27 protein-coding genes are annotated in these 23,491 nt (G+C 54.5%); 20 read left to right on the top strand and 7 right to left on the bottom strand.

Going from position 1 to position 23,491, the window contains the following annotated elements; translation table 11 throughout:
* Window positions 1-17 precede the first annotated feature (17 nt).
* The 3 genes from AC6I9Z_RS15485 (at window position 18) to argC (ending at window position 3,448) form a co-directional block, all read left to right on the top strand.
* Window positions 18-1,439: a leucyl aminopeptidase family protein gene (locus AC6I9Z_RS15485; RefSeq protein ID WP_461456792.1), complete on the top strand. Its 1,422-nt coding sequence runs from the start codon at window positions 18-20 to the stop codon at window positions 1,437-1,439.
* Between the two features lie 128 nt (window positions 1,440-1,567).
* Window positions 1,568-2,506, top strand: coding sequence for a C40 family peptidase (locus AC6I9Z_RS15480; protein WP_461456790.1), 939 nt, complete (start codon window positions 1,568-1,570; stop codon window positions 2,504-2,506).
* Window positions 2,507-2,515: 9 nt separating this feature from the next.
* Window positions 2,516-3,448, top strand: coding sequence for an N-acetyl-gamma-glutamyl-phosphate reductase (argC, locus tag AC6I9Z_RS15475; RefSeq protein WP_461456788.1), 933 nt, complete (start codon window positions 2,516-2,518; stop codon window positions 3,446-3,448).
* Window positions 3,449-3,459: 11 nt separating this feature from the next.
* Here the strand turns inward: argC and lepB are convergent, their stop codons facing one another.
* Genes lepB through pyrE form a run of 4 tightly spaced genes read right to left on the bottom strand, consistent with a single transcriptional unit; the run spans window position 3,460 to window position 6,108 of the window.
* Window positions 3,460-4,326 (bottom strand): signal peptidase I, encoded by an 867-nt coding sequence (gene lepB, locus AC6I9Z_RS15470; protein ID WP_461456786.1) that lies wholly within the window; start codon window positions 4,324-4,326, stop codon window positions 3,460-3,462.
* Between the two features lie 54 nt (window positions 4,327-4,380).
* The gene (gene acpS / locus AC6I9Z_RS15465) at window positions 4,381-4,785 is read right to left on the bottom strand and encodes a holo-ACP synthase (protein ID WP_461456952.1); all 405 of its coding nucleotides are present in this window, start codon (window positions 4,783-4,785) and stop codon (window positions 4,381-4,383) included.
* A 10-nt stretch (window positions 4,786-4,795) separates the two neighbouring features.
* Window positions 4,796-5,530, bottom strand: a complete 735-nt coding sequence (locus AC6I9Z_RS15460; RefSeq protein WP_461456784.1) for a pyridoxine 5'-phosphate synthase — start codon at window positions 5,528-5,530, stop codon at window positions 4,796-4,798.
* A complete protein-coding gene (gene pyrE, locus AC6I9Z_RS15455; RefSeq protein ID WP_461456782.1) occupies window positions 5,527-6,108 on the bottom strand; it encodes an orotate phosphoribosyltransferase in 582 nt (193 codons plus the stop codon). The genes AC6I9Z_RS15460 and pyrE overlap by 4 nt, the downstream gene beginning before the upstream one ends.
* Window positions 6,109-6,360: 252 nt before the next feature.
* Between pyrE and coxB the strand changes: the two genes are divergently transcribed.
* From coxB to AC6I9Z_RS15385, 14 genes are all read left to right on the top strand, one after another.
* Window positions 6,361-7,404 carry a cytochrome c oxidase subunit II gene (gene coxB / locus AC6I9Z_RS15450; RefSeq protein ID WP_461456950.1) on the top strand — a complete coding sequence of 348 codons (1,044 nt, stop codon included), beginning with the start codon at window positions 6,361-6,363 and terminating at the stop codon, window positions 7,402-7,404.
* 14 nt (window positions 7,405-7,418) lie between these two features.
* A complete protein-coding gene (gene ctaD / locus AC6I9Z_RS15445) occupies window positions 7,419-9,071 on the top strand; it encodes a cytochrome c oxidase subunit I (protein WP_109356315.1) in 1,653 nt (550 codons plus the stop codon).
* A 90-nt stretch (window positions 9,072-9,161) separates the two neighbouring features.
* Entirely contained in the window at window positions 9,162-10,067 is a 906-nt protein-coding gene (locus AC6I9Z_RS15440; protein ID WP_461456780.1) for a heme o synthase, read from the top strand.
* Window positions 10,064-10,228: a cytochrome c oxidase system small membrane protein gene (locus tag AC6I9Z_RS15435; protein ID WP_162558996.1), complete on the top strand. Its 165-nt coding sequence runs from the start codon at window positions 10,064-10,066 to the stop codon at window positions 10,226-10,228. The genes AC6I9Z_RS15440 and AC6I9Z_RS15435 overlap by 4 nt, the downstream gene beginning before the upstream one ends.
* Window positions 10,229-10,248: 20 nt before the next feature.
* Complete coding sequence (locus AC6I9Z_RS15430; RefSeq protein ID WP_461456778.1) at window positions 10,249-10,815, top strand: cytochrome c oxidase assembly protein; 567 nt, start codon at window positions 10,249-10,251, stop codon at window positions 10,813-10,815.
* 34 nt (window positions 10,816-10,849) lie between these two features.
* A complete protein-coding gene (locus AC6I9Z_RS15425) occupies window positions 10,850-11,719 on the top strand; it encodes a cytochrome c oxidase subunit 3 (RefSeq protein WP_461456776.1) in 870 nt (289 codons plus the stop codon).
* Window positions 11,720-11,740: 21 nt separating this feature from the next.
* The gene (locus AC6I9Z_RS15420; RefSeq protein WP_461456774.1) at window positions 11,741-12,133 is read left to right on the top strand and encodes a DUF983 domain-containing protein; all 393 of its coding nucleotides are present in this window, start codon (window positions 11,741-11,743) and stop codon (window positions 12,131-12,133) included.
* Window positions 12,130-12,720: an SURF1 family protein gene (locus AC6I9Z_RS15415; protein ID WP_461456772.1), complete on the top strand. Its 591-nt coding sequence runs from the start codon at window positions 12,130-12,132 to the stop codon at window positions 12,718-12,720. Before AC6I9Z_RS15420 ends, AC6I9Z_RS15415 begins: the two co-directional genes overlap by 4 nt.
* A 42-nt stretch (window positions 12,721-12,762) precedes the next feature.
* Window positions 12,763-14,166: a threonine synthase gene (gene thrC, locus AC6I9Z_RS15410; RefSeq protein ID WP_461456948.1), complete on the top strand. Its 1,404-nt coding sequence runs from the start codon at window positions 12,763-12,765 to the stop codon at window positions 14,164-14,166.
* 22 nt (window positions 14,167-14,188) lie between these two features.
* Window positions 14,189-15,043, top strand: a complete 855-nt coding sequence (locus AC6I9Z_RS15405) for an RsmD family RNA methyltransferase (RefSeq protein WP_461456770.1) — start codon at window positions 14,189-14,191, stop codon at window positions 15,041-15,043.
* Between the two features lie 79 nt (window positions 15,044-15,122).
* Window positions 15,123-15,494: a dihydroneopterin aldolase gene (locus AC6I9Z_RS15400; protein WP_109356322.1), complete on the top strand. Its 372-nt coding sequence runs from the start codon at window positions 15,123-15,125 to the stop codon at window positions 15,492-15,494.
* Window positions 15,491-16,264, top strand: coding sequence for an SDR family oxidoreductase (locus AC6I9Z_RS15395; RefSeq protein WP_461456768.1), 774 nt, complete (start codon window positions 15,491-15,493; stop codon window positions 16,262-16,264). Before AC6I9Z_RS15400 ends, AC6I9Z_RS15395 begins: the two co-directional genes overlap by 4 nt.
* Before the next feature lie 114 nt (window positions 16,265-16,378).
* Entirely contained in the window at window positions 16,379-16,936 is a 558-nt protein-coding gene (locus tag AC6I9Z_RS15390) for a fasciclin domain-containing protein (protein ID WP_461456766.1), read from the top strand.
* Window positions 16,937-17,041: 105 nt separating this feature from the next.
* On the top strand, window positions 17,042-17,449 hold the full coding sequence (locus tag AC6I9Z_RS15385) for an EVE domain-containing protein (RefSeq protein ID WP_461456764.1): 408 nt from the start codon (window positions 17,042-17,044) through the stop codon (window positions 17,447-17,449).
* 64 nt (window positions 17,450-17,513) lie between these two features.
* Here AC6I9Z_RS15385 and AC6I9Z_RS15380 read toward each other — a convergent pair whose 3' ends face one another.
* From AC6I9Z_RS15380 to AC6I9Z_RS15370, 3 genes are all read right to left on the bottom strand, one after another.
* Window positions 17,514-18,017 (bottom strand): VOC family protein, encoded by a 504-nt coding sequence (locus AC6I9Z_RS15380; RefSeq protein WP_461456762.1) that lies wholly within the window; start codon window positions 18,015-18,017, stop codon window positions 17,514-17,516.
* An 80-nt stretch (window positions 18,018-18,097) separates the two neighbouring features.
* A complete protein-coding gene (locus AC6I9Z_RS15375; RefSeq protein WP_461456760.1) occupies window positions 18,098-19,762 on the bottom strand; it encodes a thiamine pyrophosphate-binding protein in 1,665 nt (554 codons plus the stop codon).
* Window positions 19,763-19,772: 10 nt separating this feature from the next.
* Window positions 19,773-21,209: an NAD-dependent succinate-semialdehyde dehydrogenase gene (locus tag AC6I9Z_RS15370; protein WP_461456758.1), complete on the bottom strand. Its 1,437-nt coding sequence runs from the start codon at window positions 21,207-21,209 to the stop codon at window positions 19,773-19,775.
* Window positions 21,210-21,294: 85 nt separating this feature from the next.
* Between AC6I9Z_RS15370 and AC6I9Z_RS15365 the strand changes: the two genes are divergently transcribed.
* From AC6I9Z_RS15365 to AC6I9Z_RS15355, 3 genes are all read left to right on the top strand, one after another.
* A complete protein-coding gene (locus AC6I9Z_RS15365) occupies window positions 21,295-22,215 on the top strand; it encodes an SMP-30/gluconolactonase/LRE family protein (protein ID WP_461456756.1) in 921 nt (306 codons plus the stop codon).
* Window positions 22,212-22,877, top strand: a complete 666-nt coding sequence (locus tag AC6I9Z_RS15360; RefSeq protein WP_461456754.1) for an HAD-IA family hydrolase — start codon at window positions 22,212-22,214, stop codon at window positions 22,875-22,877. Before AC6I9Z_RS15365 ends, AC6I9Z_RS15360 begins: the two co-directional genes overlap by 4 nt.
* Before the next feature lie 183 nt (window positions 22,878-23,060).
* On the top strand, window positions 23,061-23,435 hold the full coding sequence (locus AC6I9Z_RS15355; RefSeq protein WP_461456753.1) for a hypothetical protein: 375 nt from the start codon (window positions 23,061-23,063) through the stop codon (window positions 23,433-23,435).
* The last annotated feature ends 56 nt before the right edge of the window (window positions 23,436-23,491 follow it).

Raw genomic sequence — 23,491 nt, 5'->3', positions numbered from 1 at the left:
GCGTCTATAGGGACGCGATGATTGACTTTAAGACATTGATAGAGGCCGACAAAGGCCAAGCCGCCAGAACCATCCAGATACTGGATAAACATGTTTTTGAAGATTGGCTCAAAGGCCAGCCGGATAGTATTCGCAGCATAGTAAAGGCCTATAAATTTACTGCCAATCCGAAGTCCTATCTAATCCTTCCGATTACCGGGGCAACGGACAAAGACGACAAATCCGAACAAGGTGATTTCACCGTCGTGGCCGGCGTCCGCAATCGCAAAAAGCTGGACCCATGGGCGCTTGCTAAACTTGGCGGCAGGTTGCCGGAGGGCAAATATCGGCTGGCCGGTGCCAGCGCCAAAGACGCTTTGTTCGGCTGGCTGATCCCGCAGCATGAATTTGACGAGTATAAAGAGCTACCGGATCGTCAGGGGCCCAGTGTCTTGCTGGTCAAGGACGAAATTGCGCAAGTCGACGAAGCAGTCCGTCAAGCGGCGGCCACCGCTCTGGTCCGCGATATGGTCAATACACCAGCAGCTGACATGGGGCCAAACAAGCTTGAGGACATTGTTGAAAAATTGAGCGAAGCGCATGGCGCAGAATTGAAAGTCACGCGTGGAGATACCCTGGAAAAGGACTTTCCGATGATCCACGGCGTTGGCAAGGCGGCCATGCGGGATCATGCCCCGCGCCTGATTGAACTGAAATGGGGCAAGGCGGATGCACCCAAGATCGCCATAGTCGGCAAGGGCGTAACCTTTGACAGCGGAGGGCTGTCAATGAAGTCGCCTGCCGGTATGCTCATCATGAAAAAGGACATGGGCGGTGCGGCTCATGCCATTGCTTTGGCAAAGCTGATCATGGAAGCAAAATTGCCGGTACAGCTTCACCTGCTGGTACCGGCGGTGGAAAATTCGGTCGATGGTCATGCGCTACGTCCCGGCGATGTGCTCCATAGTCGCAAGGGAATAACGGTAGAAATTGGTAATACCGATGCCGAAGGGCGCCTGGTATTGGGTGATGCGTTGACGCTGGCAGGGGAAGAAGAGCCCGAGCTTATCATTGATTTTGCGACACTCACTGGCGCAGCGCGCGTCGCTTTGGGTCCCGATTTGCCAGCTTTGTTTTGTAATGATGACGAAATGGCCGCTGGCCTGCTCGACAGTGGTGATCAGGAAGATGATCCGCTATGGCGCATGCCTCTTTGGTCCCGTTATGAATATCGTCTCAAAAGCCCTATTGCCGATACGAACAATGTCGCCACGGGGTCTTTTGCGGGGTGCATTACGGCTGCGCTGTTCCTGAAAAAATTCGTCCCGGGCGATATTTCGTGGGCTCATTTTGATACCTATGCATGGCGACCTTCCAGTAAGGCGGGCCGACCAAAAGGCGGGGAGGCATTGGGTCTGCGGGCGAGCTGGAACTACCTGAAGGCACGTTACGCTAAATAACCACGGTGCATCGCCGCTTGATCAACGGGCCGTTTCTCGGTTAAGGGCGGCCTATTGTCACAGCTTTGTCACAAACTGTGGGCGTCGCGTAGTTGCGGCAAAAGCCGTAAATGGGGTATTGAATAAAAATGAATATTGTCGGGGACATGAAAGCCGGAGACATGACGGCGCGCGCGAAATTTTCGCTGCACGGTCCCGAAGAAGATTTCGATCCGCGGATTACCGCGCATCGCGGGGATCTGGCGGATATCGCTCTGGCAGGCAAATTATTTGCGCCGCACTATGCAGAGGCCATACCGATGCGCTGCGCTGCGCCCAAGGCGATGATCCGCAAACAGGGCAACAAAAGCCATGAAGCCGTTTCTGAGCTGCTGCATGGCGAAGATTTTCAACTGTTGGATGTGGTCGGCGATTGGGCCTGGGGCTTTTGTGATCATGATGGCTATGTCGGCTATCTACCGGTCCATGCTTTGCAACATCAACGCAAGACCGCTGAACCGACTCATTTGATTTCAGCCCGGGCGGCGTTGATATTTATCGATCCCGATGTCAAAGCGGGAGTTATCAAGCGCCTGCCAATGGGTGCCAAACTCGCCTGCGGAGACCCAAGTGAGTGCGGCAAGTTTCTGAAAACCGGCAAAGGCTATGTCCATGTTCGCCATGTTCAGGAGATCGGAGCCAAACAGGTTTTCGACGGTATGAACAGCACGGCACGATTTGCGGAACAGCTAATTGGCGCGCCATATCTATGGGGTGGTCGCAGCGGTGACGGTCTTGATTGTTCAGGTCTGATCCAGATGGTGCTGGGGTTAACGGGACAATCGGCACCGAGAGATGCGGACCAGCAGCTGCTGGCCATCGGATCGGAAATTCCGGCAGATGAAGAGTTAAAGCGCGGGGACATTGTATTTTTTCCTGATCATGTCGGAATAATGGCTGATAGTGACCGGATCATTCATGCGAATATCCACTGGATGCAGGTTGCTGAAGAGCCTTTAAATGATGTGGTTGCGCGTTTTGGTGACGATGTTGAGCAGCCGGTTCTGGCGCGCAAGCGTCTTGGGTGATCAGCGGCCATGACACACAGTGTTTTCATCGATGGTGCGGCCGGAACCACCGGCCTTGAAATTGCCGACCGGCTGGGGTCACGGCAGGAATTTAATCTTGTGCGGCTGCCAGAGGATCGGCGCAAAGACACGGCCGCCCGGCGTGAAGCCATTAACAATAGTGATTTTGTAATCCTGTGCCTGCCTGATGAGGCTGCCAAGGAAGCTGTATCACTGATCGACAATGACCGTACGCGGATCATAGACGCTTCGTCAGCCCATCGTACGGCAGCCGATTGGGTCTATGGATTTGCGGAGTTTCAGGAGGGACAGCGTGAGCGGATCGCGAATGCGCGGTTCGTCTCAAATCCCGGCTGCTACCCTACCGGTTTCCTTGGTCTTGTCGCGCCGCTTGTTGCTCGCGGCCTGTTACCAGCGGACTGGCCCTATTCCGTTAATGCCGTGTCTGGTTATTCTGGCGGTGGCAAGGCGTTGATCGAGCGGTTTGCGCAAGAGCCGGATATCGGTTTCCGCAGCTATGGCCTGACCCTTGAGCATAAGCATATGCCGGAGATGAAACGGCATGCCGGTCTCACTCATGATGTGATCTTTGCACCGGCCGTGGTGCGGGCCTATCGCGGTATGATTGTTGAAGTTCCGCTGAACTTGGCTGCCATCGGCGGCGGCGCGAAATCGGGTGATCTGCTGGAGGCGTTGAAAAATCACTATGATGGCTCAGCAATTGTCAGCGTGCATGATGGCAGCGGCACTGGCGAACTATTGCTGAACGAGAATGATCCTGCGACGGATCGGCTCGAACTTAGTGTTTTTGCAGATGATAGCGGCGATCATGTCCGTTTGGTGGCAAAGCTCGACAATCTTGGCAAAGGCGCAGCCGGTAGCACCGTTCAGGACTTGAACATCATGGCAGGTCTGGATGAAACTCTGGGGCTACGACTGTAGAACTGACAGCCTTATTCGGCAGTGCTTTCATCGCGGTCGGGCCGCAAACTTGAGCCCGCTCTTCCGCTGCGGAAAGATGTAAACCAGCTCAACGGGTTGAGGCTGGTTGTACCATCCAGCGAAAAGGTAATAAATTCGGCGCGGCCGCCAATATTTTCCCAAGGGATAGTGCCATTAAGGCCAAGCGGGCTCGCAACCCGGCTGTCCGCAGACAGATCCCGGTTATCTCCCATCAGGTAAACATGGCCTTCCGGGATGATGACAGGATCAATATCATCAGTGAGTTGCGGCCCCAGATCGATAATATCATAGCTTACGCCATTGGGCAGGGTCTCGCGGAGGATCGGAAGCGTGCAGACACTGTTGCCGGCGGCGTCTGTATTGCGCAGGCCGGGAAATTCGGAACCGCAAGGGGAATTGGCATCAATTGGCAGGTTCAGGTCTGGCTGAACTTCTTGTTTGACCGCAACTCCGTTCAGGAAAACCTGGCCGCCGCGCATCTCCAGCATGTCGCCAGGGAGGCCGATCACCCTTTTGATATAGTCGCTGCTCTGATCCTTCGGGGTCAGGATCACGATGTCACCCCGTTCCGGCAAAGAGCCGAAAAGCCGTCCTTCCATACGTGGTAATATATGGAATGTCGGCGACACCCATGACCAGCCATAGGCATATTTGCTGACAATCAGGCGATCCCCAACCAATAGGCCGGGCATCATGGAGACAGACGGAATGTAAAAGGGCTTTGCTACCAGACTATGAAAAGCTAAAACCGCGAGCAGCAATAGACCGATGCTTTTGGCCTCACCGATCCAGTCGGTTTTCTCTTTTTTGGAATCATCCGCCTTGATTGTCGGTTCATCCACCTTTTCTAAAGCCATATCCTGTTTTCTTCTTCTATTGTCATGCCGACCCATATCCAACCGGCTCACCGTCTAACGCGAAGGCATCGCTTCGATAATGACGAATGCTTGTGCCCATGGATGATCGTCAGTGAGTGTGAGATGAACGACCGCATCATATCCCGCTGGAGTCAGCGCGTCGAGCCGTTTCTTCGCGCCGCCGGTTAGCGCTAATGTCGGTGCCCCGCTTTTGGCGTTAATGACGCCGATGTCTTTCATATAGACGCCTGCCTTGAAACCCGTTCCAACGGCTTTGGAATAGGCTTCCTTGGCAGCGAAACGCTTCGCATAGGTTCCGGCCATTGTGTAGGGCCGGCGTGCGGCTTTGGCTCTTTCGATCTCCGTGAAAACCCGTTTTTCAAAGCGCTCACCAAAGCGGTCCAGCGAATTTTGAATGCGCTCTATATTGCAGAGGTCCGAACCCAATCCTATGATCATGATCTGACCGTCATCGTGCGTCATCCATCAGTGCGCGCATTTGCTTTATGCTTCCCGCCAATCCACCGAAAATCGCCTCGCCGATCAGGAAATGGCCTATGTTGAGTTCGGCCAGCTGCGGAATAGCGGCGATCGGCACGACATTATCAAAGGTCAGGCCGTGGCCGGCATGAGGCTCGATACCGTTTTTTGTGGCCAGCGCTGCGGCATCACTAATCCGCCGCAATTCCTTTTCCCGATCCGCGCCGCTGACATGCGCATAATGACCGGTGTGAAATTCGACCACTGGCGCACCGAGATGAATGGCGGCTTCGATCTGGCGCGGGTCGGGCTCGATAAACAGGCTGACCCGGATATTGGCTTCCCGCAGTTGTCCGACAAAATCTGATAGCCGGTTGTGCTGGCTGGCGGCATCCAGGCCGCCCTCAGTCGTGCGTTCTTCCCGTTTTTCGGGAACGATGCAGGCGGCATGCGGCTTATGCCGAAGCGCGATCTCCAGCATTTCGTCTGTTGCCGCCATCTCAAGGTTCAACGGAATGGACAATGTATCCATCAATTCCAAGAGGTCGTCATCACGGATGTGCCGCCGATCTTCCCGCAAGTGCGCGGTAATGCCATCAGCGCCAGCCTCTGCAGCTATTGCCGCAGCGCGAATGGGTTCAGGATGGTCACCTCCGCGCGCATTGCGAATGGTGGCAACATGGTCAATATTGACGCCTAGTCTCAATTTCGACGCCGCGTTCATTCTTTGCGGCTACCCGGTTTGGTGGTCGGGATGGCGGCGAGTTCTGCCGGTACTTCATCATCCGCGTAGGATGGCACTTCAAGAGCGATCAGCGGAAAGAATGGAACATCAAAACTGGCTGCACCGTTTGAGCGGTCGACCAATGCTCCTGCTGCGATAACGTCGCCGCCTGCATCGCCAATAGCCTTTATTGCCTCTCGCGATGATAGGCCTGTTGTTACGACATCCTCCATCATCAGCACTTTTTGACCCGGCTCCAGACGGAAACCCCGGCGCAGTTCAAATGTGCCTTCGGGGCGTTCCAGAAAGATCGCCTCTTTGCCCAGCGCTCTGCCCATTTCATGACCGACTATGACGCCGCCCATTGCCGGTGAGACCACAATATCGATAGCGGATCGGATATCAGCTGGCATCTGGCCAACCAATGCTTCGGCCAATCTCGCGCCTCGGGCAGGGTCCATCAATACCCGTGCACATTGCAGATATTGGGCGCTGTGCCGACCGGATGACAATATGAAGTGCCCTTCCAAAAGCGCATCACTGGCGCGGAATTCATCCAATATTTCGGTTTCAGTCACGATTTTATTCTGCCCTGTTTGCTGTTGTATTTCAGAAATGGCTTCATCTTGGTTCTAATGAAAGGCCAAAAACTGAAAAAATATGCGTAGAGTAGCTTGAGGCTTGCGACAACCCTGCTTATAAGCCGCGTCAAACGGGATGTTTCAGGTTCAATGGCCGATTGCCCAAATGGGCATATTTACCAGAATATCTGGTGAGCCCATATGCTGAAAACGCCCGAAAATTGGGGTAAAAATAAGGTTGAGCAAGTAATGACTCATTATGTGAAAGCATGGATTCTGGCATTGGGCCTGATTCTCACGCCCGCGGTTGCAACCGCGCAAGATGCCTTGCCGGCGGCTCCAGGAGCTGAGGCAGCACCTTCTGAGGCGAGTGTTGATGCAGAGGCTCCTGCAGCCGAAGCGGCACCAGCTTCAGGACTTGATCCCGCTCTCTACACGCCAATGAAACCCACCGAAGGTGTGGGTATGCCGGTCGATGGCGGTCTCGATTTTCAGCCACAGGTCAGTGAAACTGGCAAACAAGCCAAATGGATAAACAACTCCATATTATTACCAATCATGACTGTTATCTGTCTGTTTGTGCTCGCATTGCTTTTTTGGGTCATGATCCGTTTTCGTCGCGGAGCCAATCCGGAGCCTTCGAAAACAACGCATAATACCTTTATCGAAGTTGTCTGGACGGTTGTTCCGGTCTTGATTCTGCTGGTTATCGCTGTTCCTTCCATCAGCCTGCTGGCTCAGCAATTTGAACCTGCACCGGAAGACGCTTTGACCGTGAAAGTGACGGGTTATCAGTGGTATTGGGGTTACAATTACCCTGACAACGGTGACTTCGAAATTATTTCCAACATGCTGACCGAAGAGGAAGCAAACGAGCGCGGCGAGCCATTCCAGCTCGCGGTTGATAACCGGATGGTTATTCCGGTTGGAAAGCCTGTGAAAATGCTGATTACCGGTGCCGACGTTATCCACAGCTTCGCGATACCAGCGGCATGGTTCAAGCTGGATGCCGTTCCGGGGCGGATTAACGAAAAAGTTCTGCAAATCGATGAAGTTGGCGTTTATTACGGGCAATGTTCTGAGCTTTGCGGCGCGCGGCATGGCTTCATGCCAATCGCTGTCGAGGTTTTGCCGGAAGACAAGTTTAACGACTGGGTGCGCGCAAATGGTGGAACTGTAAAAGGGGACGAAGTCGCCGCCGACGAGAGTGAAGATGGCGCGGCTGAAGAAACCGCATCTGATGACACGACAACAGAAGGCGCGCCTGCGGATGCAGCCGCCGCTGCGAATTAAGGGATACGCAAGCGATGACAACTATTGCAGCAGACGGCCAGATTTTGGATGATCACGCACATGATGCGGACCACAAGCCAGCCTTTTTTCAACGTTGGTTCATGTCGACCAACCACAAAGACATCGGTACGCTTTACCTGATTTTCGCTATTATCGCGGGTATCATCGGTGGCGCGATTTCCGGTATGATGCGGATGGAACTGGCTGAGCCAGGTATTCAGTACCTGACAGGCTGGGTTGGTGCCGGTGCATCCATGGATGAAGCGCTTCACCTCTGGAATGTGCTTATCACTGCACATGGTCTGATCATGGTCTTTTTCATGGTTATGCCGGCAATGATTGGCGGCTTCGGCAACTGGTTCGTTCCTTTGATGATCGGCGCGCCGGATATGGCGTTTCCGCGGATGAACAATATTAGCTTCTGGCTACTTGTTCCTGCATTCCTGCTTCTTTTGGGATCGGCTTTTGTTCCTGGGGGAACCGGTAATGGTGCCGGCACTGGCTGGACAGTTTATGCGCCGCTAGCCACGACCGGGTCGGTAGGGCCTGCTGTGGACATGGCAATATTGTCGCTTCACCTTGCAGGTGCGAGCTCCATCCTGGGTGCGATCAACTTTATCACAACCATCTTGAACATGCGGGCGCCAGGAATGACCCTGCACAAAATGCCGCTATTTGTATGGTCGGTTCTGGTAACAGCTTTCTTGCTGCTTCTAGCACTGCCTGTGCTCGCTGCCGCTATTACGATGCTGCTGACAGATCGTAACTTTGGTACAACCTTCTTTGATGCCGCGGGCGGTGGTGATCCGGTGCTTTACCAGCATCTGTTCTGGTTCTTCGGGCATCCCGAAGTTTACATCATGATCCTGCCCGGTTTCGGCATGATCAGCCACATTATCTCGACCTTCTCGCGCAAGCCTATCTTTGGCTATCTCGGCATGGCCTACGCCATGGTCGCGATTGGCGTCGTCGGGTTTGTTGTTTGGGCGCACCACATGTTCACCACGGGCATGTCGGTTAACGTAAAAATGTACTTTACCGCAGCAACCATGGTGATCGCGGTGCCAACCGGCATCAAGATTTTCTCCTGGATTGCGACTATGTGGGGCGGGTCAATGACCTTCAAAACCCCTATGGTCTGGGCGCTGGGCTTCATCTTCATGTTCACCGTTGGTGGTGTGACCGGTGTTGTGCTGGCCAATGGTGGTATCGATGACAACTTGCATGACACCTATTATGTGGTTGCTCACTTCCACTATGTGTTGTCGCTGGGTGCCGTCTTCTCGATCTTTGCCGGCTTCTATTACTGGTTCCCGAAAATGTCGGGCCGCCATTATAGTGAGCTGCTCGGTCAATTGCATTTCTGGACCTTCTTCATCGGCGTGAACATCCTGTTCTTCCCCATGCACTTCCTGGGTAACCAGAGCATGCCACGGCGCTATCCGGACTATCCGGAACAGTTTGCCTATTGGAACGAGATTGCGTCCCTTGGATATGTGGTCATGGCCGTTGGCGTGTTGATTTTCTTTGTCAATATCGCCTGGGCTCTGGTTGCTGGTCGTAAGGCTGAGGCGAATTACTGGGGTGAAGGTGCAACGACGCTGGAATGGACATTGTCCAGCCCGCCGCCGTTCCACCAGTTTGAGACGCTTCCCCAGATTAAGTAATCGGGGATTGCTGATTGCATCTATTCTGCCGGTGGCTGAAAGGCTGCCGGCACGATAGCGATAGTGACGACATGAGATACTGATAAAGACATGACAACCGCTTCTACATCACCTTACAAGCTGGCCAGCGCACGGGATTTGTTTGCGCTGACCAAGCCGCGCGTGATGTCGCTGGTGATTTTTACGGCGATCTGCGGGTTGATGGCGGCTCCCGGTTCCATTCATCCGATTATCGGTTTCACGGCAATATTGGCGATTAGCCTGGGTGCCGGTGCATCCGCGGCGCTGAACCAATGGTATGAACATGATATTGATGCAGTGATGAAACGGACCGCAGGTCGGCCTTTGCCGGCGGGTCGCATGGACCGCGAAACCGCGCTGCATTTCGGAGTAGGGTTATCAGTCTTTTCTGTTCTGCTGATGGGAGTCGCGGTCAATTGGCTTAGTGCTGCGATATTGGCCTTCTCTATTTTCTTCTATGCCGTGATTTATACAATTTGGCTAAAGCGCAGTACACCGCAGAATATTGTCATCGGCGGTGCGGCCGGCGCTTTCCCACCTGTCATAGGTTGGGCGGCCGTTACCGGCGACGTCACGTTGATGCCGGTACTGTTGTTCGCGATCATTTTCTTTTGGACGCCCCCACATTTCTGGGCACTCGCGCTGTTTGTGAACAGTGACTATTCCAAAGCGGGTATCCCCATGATGCCGGTCGTTGCTGGTCGAAAATCTACGCGCAGACAGATCGCAGGTTACAGCCTGATACTTACCGCCTGCGCTGTTGCACCCTTTGCCATGGGTATGACCGGGGCGGTTTATGGCGTAACCGCGATTGTGCTGAGCCTGGCCTTCACTCTGTTGTCCTTCCGTGTGGGTGTCAGCAGAACAGAGAACCCCAGTGCGATGCAGGCAGAGAAGCATTTGTTTAAGTTCTCCATCGTCTATCTTTTCGCCTTGTTCGCCGCGCTGGTTGCAGACAGGATGATATTTGCATGAGCAAGATCGATAGCAAAAACGCAGCAATGACGCCGGAGGAGCAGAAAGCCTATCAGGCCAAGCAAAAGCAGCGGGCGGCGATTATGGCTGGCTTGCTCTTTTTCCTTGTCGTGTTATTTTACTTCATCACCTTCGTAAAAATAAATAGTTCGATATCATGAGCCACGCCCAGACCAGAGATATGTCGACTAAGAATCTGCGCATTGCGGCAATGGCGGGTGCGATGGGTATCGCGATGCTGGGTATGGGCTATGCCGCTGTGCCGCTCTATGAAATTTTCTGTCGGGTCACAGGATATGGCGGAACCACTCAGCGGGTGGATGCGGCCCAAGCTGCCACGGTTCAGGCCACGTCGCGTGTCATGTCGGTTCGGTTCGATTCCAACGTCAATTCTGCCTTGCCATGGGCATTTAAACCGGAAAACCCGGTAGACCGGGTTAGTGTAGGCGCACGTGACATGGCGATCTACATTGCAACGAATAAATCAGATCAACCGGTTGTGGGTACTGCGACCTTTAACGTGACACCTGTGCAAGCCGGAAAATATTTTCACAAAGTGCAGTGTTTCTGTTTCACGGAGCAACTTCTGGAGCCCGGGCAAACGATGCGGATGCCTGTGCTCTATTATGTTGATCCGGCGATTATGGATGATCCGGAAACGCGGGATATTGAAGAAATCACACTAAGCTACACATTTTATCGCTCGAAAGACGGCATTGCGGTGGACCCCGCAACTGGCGATAGCTAAGAACAGTAACGAATAAAATCTGGGGAATAAAACCATGGCTGGAGCCAAAAACCACGATTACCATATTTTGCCGCCAGACATTTGGCCTTTTTTTGGCGCCTTTTCTGCGCTTACCATGGCGTTTGGCGGTGTGATGTGGTTGCATCCTGATGTTTTTGGGTCATTTGGTCCGATGGTATTTGCAATTGGCGTCGCCACGGTTGCCCTGACTTTTTACGCATGGTGGGCGAACGTGGTCAAAGAGGCACATGCCGGTGATCATACGCCCGTGGTGCAATTGCATCTGCGTTATGGGATGATCCTTTTCATTGCCTCAGAGGTGATGTTCTTTGTTGGTTGGTTTTGGGCTTGGTTCGACTATTCCCTGTTCCCGCAGCCAATTGACTTTGCCGATGGTATAGCCACCAACCTGATCGGCCAGGAGGGCGCCGCGGCGCTTGTGCAATGGCCGCCAAAGGGCATTGAAGTTCTGAACGCTTTTGAGCTTCCGCTTCTCAACACTCTCATTCTGCTCTGCTCCGGCACAACAGTGACATGGGCGCACCACTCTTTGATCCATGGCAATCGTAAGGGGCTGATTACCGGGCTGTGGCTGACGATCATACTGGGCTTGGTGTTCAGTGGCATCCAGGCTTATGAATATAGCATCGCTCCGTTCCCGTTTGCCGGCATAAACTATAGCAGCGCTTTCTACATGGCGACCGGTTTCCATGGCTTCCACGTTCTCGTCGGTACGATCTTCCTGATCGTTTGTCTGGCACGGGCTTACAAAGGCCATTTCACGCCTAAACAGCATTTTGGTTTCGAAGCTGCTGCCTGGTACTGGCATTTTGTCGATGTCGTGTGGTTGTTCCTGTTCATTGTTGTCTATGTATGGGGCGGCTGGGGCGCACCGGTTCACTAGGACATTTTTTGGGACAGTTTTTTGACGGATACCGAAAACTCAAAAGGGCAGCCGGATGTTTTTCCCGCTGCCCTTTTTGGACTCTGCCCCCATTGCGGTCAGAAAACCTTGTTTCGCAGTGTGACTGCGTTTGCGGAAAGATGCCGCGCGTGTGGACTAGATTACGACAAGTATAATGTCGGTGATGGCCCAGCCGCCTTTTTGACATTGATTGTCGGAGGGGTAGTGCTGGCGTTGGCATTGATCGTGGAGCTTAACTATTATCCACCGATGTGGCTTCATGTACTGTTGTGGGTTCCGCTCACTATCGCTGCTGTTGTGGGCTCTCTCAGAATATCCAAGGGAGTATTGCTGATTTTGGAACATCGCAATCAGGCCCGTGAGGGCAGTATCGATGACGGTGTTGAGAAATGAAAGGCCTGCCAATCATAGGCACAGTCCTGATGCTGGCCGCGGTGGCGACTATGGCAGGACTAGGCGTTTGGCAGTTACAGCGCGCTGACTGGAAAAACAGCCTGCTGGCAAGTTATGAAGCGGCGCGTGATAAACCCGCCATTAGCTATCCCGTGGTTCCTGTTGAAGATGACCCATCCTATTTTCGCCGATCATCGGTAAATTGTCTGGAGGTTCTCGATTGGCGAGCGGTTAGCGGCCGCAACGCCAATGGTCAGGCGGGCTGGGCCCATATTGCGCATTGCAAAACATCGGGCGGCGAGGGGCCTGGGGCGCATATTGTCGCTGGCTGGTCCAAATCACCGGAGGATCCGGAATGGGGAGGCGGCCCGGTCGACGGCATTGTCGCGCCCGATAGCCAATATATGGTGCGTCTTGTTGCCAGCGAGCCGGTGGCTGGATTACAAAAAAGCCAGGAGCCTTCAACAGACGACGTTCCCAACAATCATATGGCCTATGCGGTTCAATGGTTTCTGTTTGCCGGTATAGCACTGGTCATCTATTTTCTGGCTCTCAGAGGGCGCAACAAGGCTGCCAGCCAAGCTTAAAACTTGCCCTTGGCGAATGAGGCCGCTAACCCGCTGGCCATCATGGAATATATCTCAACCCGCGGTGGTGCACAGCCGCTGAATTTTGAACAGGTGACACTTGCTGGTCTGGCTGGTGACGGCGGCCTTTATGTGCCGACTCATTGGCCCAAACTGACCGAAGCGGAAATTGCCGACATGGCCGCGCTTCCCTATTCGGAAATTGCCGTTCGTGTGATGCGGCCGTTCATCGGCGATGTGCTGACCGAGGAGGAACTGCGCGATTTGTGTGAAAAGGCATATGGCCGTTTCGCGCACAAAGCCGTGACACCTCTGGTACAGCTGGATGGACAACATTGGCTGCTGGAGCTGTTCCATGGGCCAACATTGGCATTCAAGGATGTGGCGCTGCAATTGCTCGGGCTGTTGTTCGAGACTTTCTTGGCCCGGCAGGACAGACATCTGACAGTTGTGGGGGCAACATCGGGTGACACCGGATCGGCGGCCATTGATGCGCTGGCTGGACGGGAAAAGGTTGATATCTTCATGCTCCATCCCGATGGACGCATATCGGATGTACAGCGGCGCCAAATGACGACAGTGCTGGCACCCAATGTTCACAATATCGCCATTGACGGCAGCTTCGATGATGCACAGGCAATGGTGAAGCGAATGTTTGCCGATACCGAGGTGACCGACCGGTTTGCCATCTCTGCGGTGAACTCGATCAACTGGGCGCGGCTTATGGCCCAGATTGTCTATTATTTCTATGCAGCCTCGCAATTGGGAGCACCGCACCGGAAAGTGGCATTCTCTGTACCGACGGGCAACTTTGGCGATGTGTTTGCCGGTTACGTGGCCGCGCAAATGGGATTGCCGGTGGAACGGCTGATAGTCGCAACCAACGTGAATGACATTCTCCACCGCGCTTTGAGTGCGGGTGATTATTCTGCCGGAACAGTAACGCCAACAGCTGCGCCATCGATGGATATTCAGATCAGCAGCAATTTTGAACGGTTATTGTTCGACCTTGAAGGTCGTGACGGCACCAAAACTGCGGCCCGGATGAAAGCGTTTGAAGAGACGCGTGACATGCAGATCGATCCGGACATGCGGGCAAAGGCGGCATCGCTCTTCACCAGCCAGCGAGTCGACCCCGATAGCATGACCCTGGCGATGAGTAGGGCACAGGAAGAGGCGGGGCAGGTTATTGATCCGCATACTGCGATCGGTCTGGCCGCAGCACGGGCAAGCGATATTGATCCGTCCGTGCCGGTTGTGACATTGGCCACCGCTCATCCCGCAAAGTTTCGCGAAGCGGTGGAGCGGGCCACCGGCACGCGCCCGATCTTGCCGCGCCGGATTGGCGATTTGTTTGACCGGGAAGAGGCATGCGACAAACTGCCGGGAGATTATGATGCGGTTAAGGCATTCGTAACCGGCAAAGCAACACCTGCCGATGGTTGAGGCGGCGTCAAGGCCCGGCGTGATGATCAGCGATCCGCGCAGCGACTATGCGCTGATCGATAGTGGCCATGGCCGCAAGCTGGAACGCTATGGCGATTATCGGTTCATTCGCCCCGAACCGCAGGCGATGTGGTCGCCTGCGCAGGATGAATGGCAGGCGGATGGCGAGTTTATTCCGGCTTCGGATGATGACGGCGGCGGGCGCTGGCATTTCAATCGACCTGTTCCCAAAGAAGGATGGCCGCTCACTTGGGAAGAGGTCACTTTTACCGCCCAATGCACACCGTTTCGCCATCTCGCCTATTTCCCGGATATGGACCCGGTGTGGCGCTGGATCCGTTCCAATCTGGAAGGCGTTGAGGAAGCGCAAGCGCTTAATCTCTTTGGCTATACCGGTGTCGGCACGCTGGCTCTATCCGCGGCCGGCGCAAAGCTGGTTCATGTCGATGCATCCAAGAAATCGGTGTCAGCGGCGCGGGATAATGCGGCTCTTTCTGGCATGTCGGAACGTCCGGTGCGCTGGATTATCGATGATGCGGCGAAATTTGCCGCAAGAGAAGTGCGGCGCGAGCGACGCTATGACGCGATCCTGCTCGACCCACCCAAATATGGCCGCGGGCCGGATGGTGAAATCTGGCGGCTCGAGGAAGATTTGGCTCCGCTGATCGAGAGCTGCGGGCAGCTGCTGGATGAGAATAGCAAGTGCCTGTTCCTGACCGTCTACGCGGTACGTATGTCCGCTCTCGCGCTCGGCTCGCTCCTTGAAGAGAAGCTGGCTCATTTGGGCGGCACGATAGAGGTCGGCGACCTTGCGGTAAGGGAAGAAGCACGCGGTCTGCTGCTGCCAACAGCAATCTATGCGCGGTGGTCCAGATAGAAGCTCTCAGCAGCCAGCCAGATTAAACAAAGCGGCTGCATGGCTTGCCAATAGGGCCGCAACATGGTGAAGACATATTATGACAGATACACTTACATTAGAGGTCAATGATCTGGAGGTCGATGTCCTGACCGGCATCTATTCCGAAGAGACCCATTTGCCGCAACCTTTGCGTATTTCCATCGCGGCAGATTTGAAAATTCAGGAACGCTATGAAGCGGACACACCGCTGGAAAGCTCCAAAAACTATATGGATCTGAAGGACGCCGCCACGACCGCTTTGCCGGAAGGCGTGCATTTCAAGCTGATTGAAGCGGTGGCGGATCATATTATCGAAACTCTGTTTTTGCAGGATGAGAGCGTGTTGCGGGTTACCGTAAAAATTGTGAAACTGCTGATCTCCGAAAAGGGAGAAGCAATCGGGATCACTTTGTCTCGGGCGCGTAAATGAGTGACAGCGCGGTGAAGTTGGCACTGGTCACTGGCGGTGTTCGCCGTCTGGGCGCCTATATTGCGGCTGAACTGGCGGATGCGGGCTATGCGCTTGCGCTTCATGGCCATAGCGATGCAAAACCGGATGACGGGCTTAAGAAAGCTCTTGAGCGCAATGATACCCACTGGGAAGGCTTTGTTGCGGATTTCAGCGATGATGGTGCGGCGGCCGGGTTACTGGGCGCCGTCGGTGAGAATTTCGGGCGGATGCCGGACTTGCTGGTGAACAATGCATCCCTGTTTGAATATGACGATGTCAGCAGCCTGAACGGTCAATCGCTTGAAAGCCACATGAAGATCAACATGATGACGCCAACAATGCTGACCACCTTGCTGGCACGCCAAGTGCCAGAGGGAGAGCGGGCGGCGGTTGTCAATATTGTCGATCAACGTGTTCGCAATCCCAATGGCGATCAGCTGAGCTATACATTGTCAAAACAGGCTTTGGCCGAATCTGTGCGAAGTCTGGCAGTCGCCTGTGCTGACAAATTGCGTGTAAATGGTGTGGCTCCCGGGTTGACGTTGGAGACTGAGGATTATAGCGAAGACCAGATGGACCGCTTGGCGACCAATATGCCGTTGCAACGGCTTTCCTCACCCGATGACATTGCTGCGGCAGTGCGTTATCTGGCCGGGGCGGGCAGTGTTACAGGTCAGATATTGTTTGTCGACGGCGGTGCGCATATGAAAAGTTTTGATCGCGATTTCATGTTCATGGAGCATCGTTAAGTCCCCAGTTAGCACTCTACTCATCGATAAATACCTTACATGGCGGGGATCTGTCCCCACCCTGCCGTGCGGGCTTTCAGCTAAAATGGGGGACTTATTAGTGAAAGGACCATTGTGCGTAATATTTCTAAATTCCTCCTGGCTAGTGCAGCCTCCATTTCTCTAGTTGCTTGCGGCGAGCAGGCTGCGGAACCCGAAGAGGTCGCAGTGGTGGAACCTGCAGAACCGACCGATATTGTTGGTGTTGCACAAAATAAATCAGACTTGTCGACTTTGGTTGTGGCAATGACGGCCGCTGAATTGGGCAAAACCCTGTCCGGCGAGGGACCGTTCACGGTGTTCGCGCCAACCAACGAAGCCTTTAACAAGGTCGATCCGGCAGAGCTGAGTGCTTTGCTATCCCCAGAAAAGAAAGACGATCTGGCAGCTTTGCTGAACTATCATGTTATCTCTGGCAAGATGACCGCAGCCGATGTGGCCAAGGCTATTGCAGACGGCGATGGCACTGCAACATTGACCACTGTACAGGGCGCTAAGCTGAAAGCGTCTCTGGAAGGTCAGAAAGTCATTTTGGAAGATGCAACCGGCGCAAAATCAACAGTCACTCTGGCTGATGTGGATGCGACCAATGGTGTTATTCACGCCATCGATACGGTCGTGATGCCCGGTTAAAATCAAACCGAACAAATCTTGAAAGGCCTCGCCCTGCGGCGGGGCCTTTTTTGTTGGCTTTGGCAGGATTGTTGATAGGCTGTCTTGTGAAGAAGGAGCCGATACATGGCACAATATTGGTTGATGAAATCAGAGCCCGATGAATATGGCTGGGATGATCTGATCGCGGAAAAAGAAGGCACCTGGGACGGCGTTAAAAATGCGCAAGCCAGCAACAATATGAAAAAGATGAAGATCGGGGATCAGGTCTTTTTCTATCACTCGCGCCAGGGGCTGGAAATTGTCGGAATAATGGAAGTCAGCGAAGAACAATTCCCGGATCCGTTCGACGAGACCGGGCGCTGGATCGCGGTGAAGGTGAAGCCGGTTCGCAAGCTGGACAAAGCCGTGCCGCTGAAAGAAATGAAACAAAATCCGAAGCTGGCCAATCTGGCGATTATTCGTCAGACGCGCCTGTCGGTAGCGCCTGTGACCAAGGCGGAATGGGATGCCATATTGGCGATGGCGACCTGAGTCATTGCGGGCAAGATTGCGCGGACACAATTTGACGCCGACGCCAAATTTTCACCCAAAAACCCTAGTCCTTTTGTTTGATCCGGTTTGCTGGAACAATAAATTCCAGCCGCAACCCTGATGGTTCACGGATCATCATATGGGTTGTGGGGCCGTCGCCCAGAAATTCTGGTGCAAATTCAACGACAACATCCTCATGCGCAACAAATTTGCGATGCAGATCATGAAGCGTAGGTAAATCGCGCACAGTGATCGCCATATGATGCAGGCCGACATTATTCTTGCGGTCAAAGGTGACGGCCTTGGCCGGGTCAGTGACCTGCCACAGGGTGACAAACATTTTTCCGTTAGTGACAAATTTTGCGGGATATTCCGGACGTCCGCCCGCCGGTTTCCATCCCAGCGTGTCGACAAAGAAGGACGCCGTATCGTCGAGCTTCGTCACAGCAAAACCGATATGATTGAGGTCAAGTGTTGCAGCTTCCTCCTGTGAAGCGGCTTCGGTCTGAGCCAGAGCAGGAGATGCCAATAACATGCCCGCGATCAGCAGCGGCGAAAGAGGTTTCATTTAATGAATTCCTTTGATCAAATATCAGAGCGCTAACAGGTCATATTCGCTTTTGAAGCGGCCAATGTTACAACTGGCCTCTATTTGTTTCGCAGTCCGCTGACCGTGGCGCCGGCGGCGGTCAGAAATTCCACTTCAGTCTTCAGATGCAGCAGGCGCAGGCCTTTGTGCTGCATGGCCTGTTCCAGAGCCGGGGCAAATTCTTCCGTGCTCTCCACTGTCGCGCTCCATCCGCCATAGGCTTTCGCGAGCATTGCAAAATCCGGGTTTTGCAGTGAAGTGGCCGACAGACGCGCGGGATATTCGCGTTCCTGATGCAGGCGGATGGTACCGAAGCTGCCATTGTCGATGACCAGTACAAGCAGGTTGGCATCATATTGGACCGCTGTTGCAAGTTCCTGACCGTTCATCATGAAATCGCCGTCGCCTGCAATCACCACTGAGACACGCTCCGGGAAGCGAAGGGCTGCCGCGATTGAGGCGGGCACGCCATAGCCCATTGCGCCGGAAGTCGGGGCCAGCTGGCTGGGAAAATTGCCATAGGTCCAGTAGCGATGCCACCAACCGGAGAAATTGCCCGCGCCGTTGCAGATAATCGCGTCGGCAGGCAGCATGTCCTGCATCGCCGCAACGCAGGGACCGAGATCCAGCTTCGCATCAGTGGGATTGACCGTCGTCCATTGCTGATAGTCGGCATGGGCAGCCTTGCCCGCGTCGAAGCTCAGCAGGTCATCTTCCCAGAGCGCGGCCTGTTCGGCAAATTCGTGCATCTCCGCGCAGATCGGTAGATCGATGCGATAGACATGGTTGAGTTCGTCTGGATCGGGATGGATATGGACGAGTGTCTGATCGGGATGGTCCGGCGTGATGAGCGTGTATCCGTCGGTGGTTGCCTCGCCGAGCCGCGCACCGACTGCGATGACGAGATCAGCGGCCTTGACCCGCTCGACAAGTTTGGGATTGGGACCGTAGCCGAGGTTGCCGGCATAGACCGGGCTGGTATTGGGATAATTATCCTGCCGCCGGAATGCGCAGGCGACCGGCAATCCAATCCGCTCAGCATAGGCCGCAAAATTTTCGCGGGCACTCGCGCACCAGCCGGCCCCGCCGATAATCGCGATCGGGTCGGTGGCATCGCGCAGCAAATCGGTGAGCGTCGTCATCGCATTGGCGCACATGGGCTGTACCGGTGCGACCACTTTCGGGCGGTCGAGTGTATCGACAACATCGCGCAGCATATCTTCGGGCAGGCTCAGCACCACCGGGCCGGGGCGCCCGGAACTGGCCGTATCAAAGGCCCTCGCGATATATTCCGGGATCCGCGCGGCATTGTCGATCCGCGCCGCCCATTTGGCGAGCGGGGTGAACATGGCAGTGAAATCGACCTCCTGGAAGCCCTCTCGATCCCGATCATCGCGGGCGACATCGCCAATGAACAGGATCATCGGCGTGCTGTCCTGCATCGCGGTATGAACACCGATGCTGGCATTGGTAGCGCCGGGGCCGCGCGTGACAAAGGCGATGCCGGGGCTTCCGGTCAGCTTGCCATCGGCTTCGGCCATGAACGCGGCGCTGCCATCCTGACGCGTGGAAACGGTTTCAATGGTGCCGCAATCATGTAGCGCGTCGAGAACGGAAAGGAAGCTTTCACCGGGGACGGTGAATATCCTGTCGGTGCCCTGAATCACCAGTTGATCCACCAGAACCTGTGCGCCGGTTCTTTTTGCTGGAGCGTCTTTTGTCATCTGCTGATCCTCAACTCTGGTGGATGGCTTTGGTCACCATATAGGCTTTCAGGCCATCGGGGCCATCCTCTGATCCGTGCCCGGATTGTTTCACGCCGCCAAAGGGTGCATCGCCTGGGCTGACGGTGAGATTATTAATCGCGACCATGCCCGCTTCCACCATGTCTCCGACAATATTCGCGGTACGCAGATTTTCGGTAAAGGCATAGGCGGCAAGGCCGAGCGGCAGGCGATTGGCCTGTTCAATCGCTTCATCCAGCGTGTCAAACGGGCGCATGGCGGCAACGGGACCAAAGGGTTCATTGCTCATAATATCGGCCTGCAACGGGACTTCGGTCAGCACAGTCGGCCGGTAAAAATAGCCGTCGCTGTCCATCGCTTCGCCGCCAAGACGCACGGTTGCGCCTTTGGCTTTGGCATCGCCGATAAGTTGTTCCATCGCTTCCGGACGGCGCGGATTGGCAAGCGGACCCATGTCGATATTATCGCCAAAGCCGTCGCCGACCTGCACTTTTTCGGCGCGTTTGGTAAACTCCGTCGCGAATTTTTCATAGATGCCGGACTGGACATAGAAGCGGGTGGGGGAAACGCAGACCTGTCCTGCATTGCGATATTTCTGCATCGCCAGCAGGTCGAGCGCCTTGTCCATATCGCAATCGTCAAAGACCAGTACCGGCGCGTGGCCACCCAGTTCCATGGTTGTGCGCTGCATATTTTCGGTCGCCAGTTTCATCAAATGCCTGCCAACTGGCACCGATCCGGTGAAGCTGATCTTGCGAATGACTTCAGACGCGATCAGATGCGACGACACTTCGGACGGATCGCCGAACACGACTTGCGCGGTGCCGGCGGGCAGGCCGGCGTCCAGCAGACAGCGGATCATCTCGATCGGGCTGGCCGGCGTTTCCTCGGCTGGCTTGAGAATGATCGAGCAACCGGCCGCCAGGGCAGGGGCCAATTTGCGGGCGGGTGTGTAGACCGGGAAATTCCATGGGCTAAATGCTGCCACGGGGCCGACCGGCTGATATTTGACGAAGCTATTCTGTCCGGTCGGGCGGACCAGCACGCGGCCATAACAGCGCTTAGCCTCCTCGGCCATGACATCGAACATGGCGGCCGATGCCGTGACTTCTCCGGTTGCCTGACCCACTGGTTTGCCTTGCTCGGCCGTCATCATCCGGCCGATTTCCGGTGCACGTTCGCGCATCAGGTCGGCGGCTTTGTGCAATATCGCGGCACGCGCTGCGACAGGCGTATCGCGCCAGACCGGAAAGGCACGGCCCGCTGCATCCAGCGCGTGATCAAGATCAGCCCTGCTTGCTTTAGGGAGATCGGAAATGGTTTTTCCGGTTGATGGATTGACGACATGATGGACGTCGCGATCCTCAACATCGATCCATTCGCCATCAATATGGAGTTGCAGGGAAGGGGGGTAATTGTTGGACATAGTTGCTCCTGTAACCGGTTGAGACAGCACTAGACTTGTCGCTGCTTTCCCGCAATGACTGTGACAGGATTTTGAGAGGAAAAAAATGGAACTTGTCGCCGATGGATTGCGTTTCCCCGAAGGCCCGATTGCCATGCCGGATGGCAGCATCATTTTGGTCGAGATTGCCGCCGGGCAACTGACCCGCATTGCAACGGATGGCACGAAGGATGTTATTGCAAAGCCGGGTGGTGGCCCCAATGGAGCGGCGCTGGGACCGGACGGCAAAGTCTATGTCTGCAATAATGGCGGTTTTGAATATCAGGAAGCGAACGGCTTTCTGACCCCGCACGGAATTGCAAATGACTATTCCGGCGGTCGGATCGAACGGATTGATCCGCAAACCGGTGCGGTGGAAGTGCTTTACAAAAGCGGTGATTTTGACTGCGTCCTGCGCGGTCCCAATGATATTGTCTTTGATGAACATGGCGGCTTCTGGTTCACCGATCATGGCAAGATCGACTATGCCAAACGCAGTCACGATATAGTCGGGATATTCTATGCAAAAGCAGATGGCAGTCATTTAGAGGAAGTCATCTTTCCCTCGCAAAACCCCAATGGTGTCGGCCTGTCTCCCGATGGCAAAACACTCTATGCTGCGGAAACCTATACCTGCCGCCTGATGAAATTTAACATTACCGAACCGGGTAAAGTAGCCCCAGATGCAGGCCCTGGCGGTCCGGGCATCCCTGTTTACCGCCCCGCTGGCTATAAGTTTTTCGACAGCCTCGCGATTGAGGTCAGCGGCAATATCTGTGTTGCCACCATCGGCGAATGCGGGATCAGTGTGATCTCGCCAACCGGTGAGCTGGTCGAATTTGTCGGCACTGATGATATCTTCACCACCAATATCTGCTTTGGCGGCGATGACATGATGGATGCATGGCTCTGTTTGTCGGCATCGGGCCGCCTCGTCAAAACCCGCTGGAAACGCCCCGGCCTCAAACTGGAATATCTCAATAAATGAACACAAATGTTATGAACTACGACACCGTAATTTTCGATTTCGGTGGGGTTATCACATCCTCACCCTTTGATGCGTTCAACCGGCTGGAGGCAGAACGCGGCGTACCGATTCATAGCGTGCGCAAAATCAACAGCACCAATCCACATGACAATGCCTGGGCGAAATTTGAACGTTCGGAAATTGATGCGGCAGGCTTTGATGAACTGTTCGCTGAAGAAGCGCGGGCCATTGGCGTGGATCTAAAGGGCAGTGAAGTGTTGGCGTGCCTGGCTGGTGATATCCGACCGGCGATGGTCGCGATGCTCGACACACTTAAGGCCAAGGATTTTACCATTGGCTGTATCACCAACAATGTCCCATCCGGCAAGGGCTCCGGCATGGCGCTGGATGATGAAAAGGCATCGGCCATAGCGGCGATCATGGCGCGATTTGATCATATCATTGAAAGCAGCAAGGCCGGCATCAGAAAACCTGACCCGCGCATCTACGAGATGATGTGCGAGGCGCTGGATGTGCAGCCGGCGCAGTGCATTTATCTCGACGATCTCGGTATCAACTGCAAGCCAGCCGCGACTCTGGGTATGGCCGCGATCAAGGTTACGGGTGAAGAGCAAGCGCTTAAAGACTTGCATGAATTGCTTGATATGCCGTTCGGACAATAGCGGACTGCATCACAAAATTACCAAATCGTGCCGATCTTAAATCGTTGAAAGCAAACTGCTTTCTGGCACGATGGCGCTTGCAAGTCGTATTTTTATGACGATCAAATGACATAAATATTACAGTTATGTTGCAGATATAGTCACAAAAGTGTAATAAAGAAGGCAAGCAGCAGGAGAGTGAGTATGAAAAACGCACAGAAAATCGCCCTTGCTACGGGTTTTGCTATGGTAGCCTTGCCCGGATTGGCACAGGCGCAAGATGGTGAAATTGGCTATGAAAAAGATGCTCTTGCTTATGACGCCCTGATGGCCGGCGACAATGAGGCGGCCGTCGAAAAGCTGGAGAGCGGAAAGCTTACCGATCCTGCTGTCATGATTAACCTTGGCCAGGCCTACGCGCGTACCGGGCGCTCTGGCGATGCCGCCAAAATGTTCGCCGCCGCAATGAACAGCAATCGCAGCTTTGATCTGGTGCTTGCAGATGGCCAGGTGGTCAATTCCCGCAAGGCGGCCGAGATGGCGTTGAACAATCTGAATGGACGGTTGGCTTCCCGCTAAATCGAGACATCCTGTCACTATTAAAAGGCGGCCATGCGAATGGCCGCCTTTTTTGT

The sequence above is a fragment of the Parasphingorhabdus sp. genome (assembly GCF_059726685.1).
Note: the sequence above shows the minus strand (reverse complement) of the source record. Positions and strands in the feature narration are given on the sequence as shown.

Coding starts and splice junctions, on each gene's coding strand:
- AC6I9Z_RS15485 (WP_461456792.1), top strand. CDS start 18: ATGATTGACTTTAAGACATTGATAGAGGCCGACAAAGGCCAAGCCGCC.
- AC6I9Z_RS15480 (WP_461456790.1), top strand. CDS start 1,568: ATGAATATTGTCGGGGACATGAAAGCCGGAGACATGACGGCGCGCGCG.
- argC (WP_461456788.1), top strand. CDS start 2,516: ATGACACACAGTGTTTTCATCGATGGTGCGGCCGGAACCACCGGCCTT.
- lepB (WP_461456786.1), bottom strand. CDS start 4,326: ATGGCTTTAGAAAAGGTGGATGAACCGACAATCAAGGCGGATGATTCC.
- acpS (WP_461456952.1), bottom strand. CDS start 4,785: ATGATCATAGGATTGGGTTCGGACCTCTGCAATATAGAGCGCATTCAA.
- AC6I9Z_RS15460 (WP_461456784.1), bottom strand. CDS start 5,530: ATGAACGCGGCGTCGAAATTGAGACTAGGCGTCAATATTGACCATGTT.
- coxB (WP_461456950.1), top strand. CDS start 6,361: ATGACTCATTATGTGAAAGCATGGATTCTGGCATTGGGCCTGATTCTC.
- ctaD (WP_109356315.1), top strand. CDS start 7,419: ATGACAACTATTGCAGCAGACGGCCAGATTTTGGATGATCACGCACAT.
- AC6I9Z_RS15440 (WP_461456780.1), top strand. CDS start 9,162: ATGACAACCGCTTCTACATCACCTTACAAGCTGGCCAGCGCACGGGAT.
- AC6I9Z_RS15435 (WP_162558996.1), top strand. CDS start 10,064: ATGAGCAAGATCGATAGCAAAAACGCAGCAATGACGCCGGAGGAGCAG.
- AC6I9Z_RS15430 (WP_461456778.1), top strand. CDS start 10,249: ATGTCGACTAAGAATCTGCGCATTGCGGCAATGGCGGGTGCGATGGGT.
- AC6I9Z_RS15425 (WP_461456776.1), top strand. CDS start 10,850: ATGGCTGGAGCCAAAAACCACGATTACCATATTTTGCCGCCAGACATT.
- AC6I9Z_RS15415 (WP_461456772.1), top strand. CDS start 12,130: ATGAAAGGCCTGCCAATCATAGGCACAGTCCTGATGCTGGCCGCGGTG.
- thrC (WP_461456948.1), top strand. CDS start 12,763: ATGGAATATATCTCAACCCGCGGTGGTGCACAGCCGCTGAATTTTGAA.
- AC6I9Z_RS15405 (WP_461456770.1), top strand. CDS start 14,189: ATGATCAGCGATCCGCGCAGCGACTATGCGCTGATCGATAGTGGCCAT.
- AC6I9Z_RS15400 (WP_109356322.1), top strand. CDS start 15,123: ATGACAGATACACTTACATTAGAGGTCAATGATCTGGAGGTCGATGTC.
- AC6I9Z_RS15395 (WP_461456768.1), top strand. CDS start 15,491: ATGAGTGACAGCGCGGTGAAGTTGGCACTGGTCACTGGCGGTGTTCGC.
- AC6I9Z_RS15385 (WP_461456764.1), top strand. CDS start 17,042: ATGGCACAATATTGGTTGATGAAATCAGAGCCCGATGAATATGGCTGG.
- AC6I9Z_RS15380 (WP_461456762.1), bottom strand. CDS start 18,017: ATGAAACCTCTTTCGCCGCTGCTGATCGCGGGCATGTTATTGGCATCT.
- AC6I9Z_RS15375 (WP_461456760.1), bottom strand. CDS start 19,762: ATGACAAAAGACGCTCCAGCAAAAAGAACCGGCGCACAGGTTCTGGTG.
- AC6I9Z_RS15370 (WP_461456758.1), bottom strand. CDS start 21,209: ATGTCCAACAATTACCCCCCTTCCCTGCAACTCCATATTGATGGCGAA.
- AC6I9Z_RS15365 (WP_461456756.1), top strand. CDS start 21,295: ATGGAACTTGTCGCCGATGGATTGCGTTTCCCCGAAGGCCCGATTGCC.
- AC6I9Z_RS15360 (WP_461456754.1), top strand. CDS start 22,212: ATGAACACAAATGTTATGAACTACGACACCGTAATTTTCGATTTCGGT.
- AC6I9Z_RS15355 (WP_461456753.1), top strand. CDS start 23,061: ATGAAAAACGCACAGAAAATCGCCCTTGCTACGGGTTTTGCTATGGTA.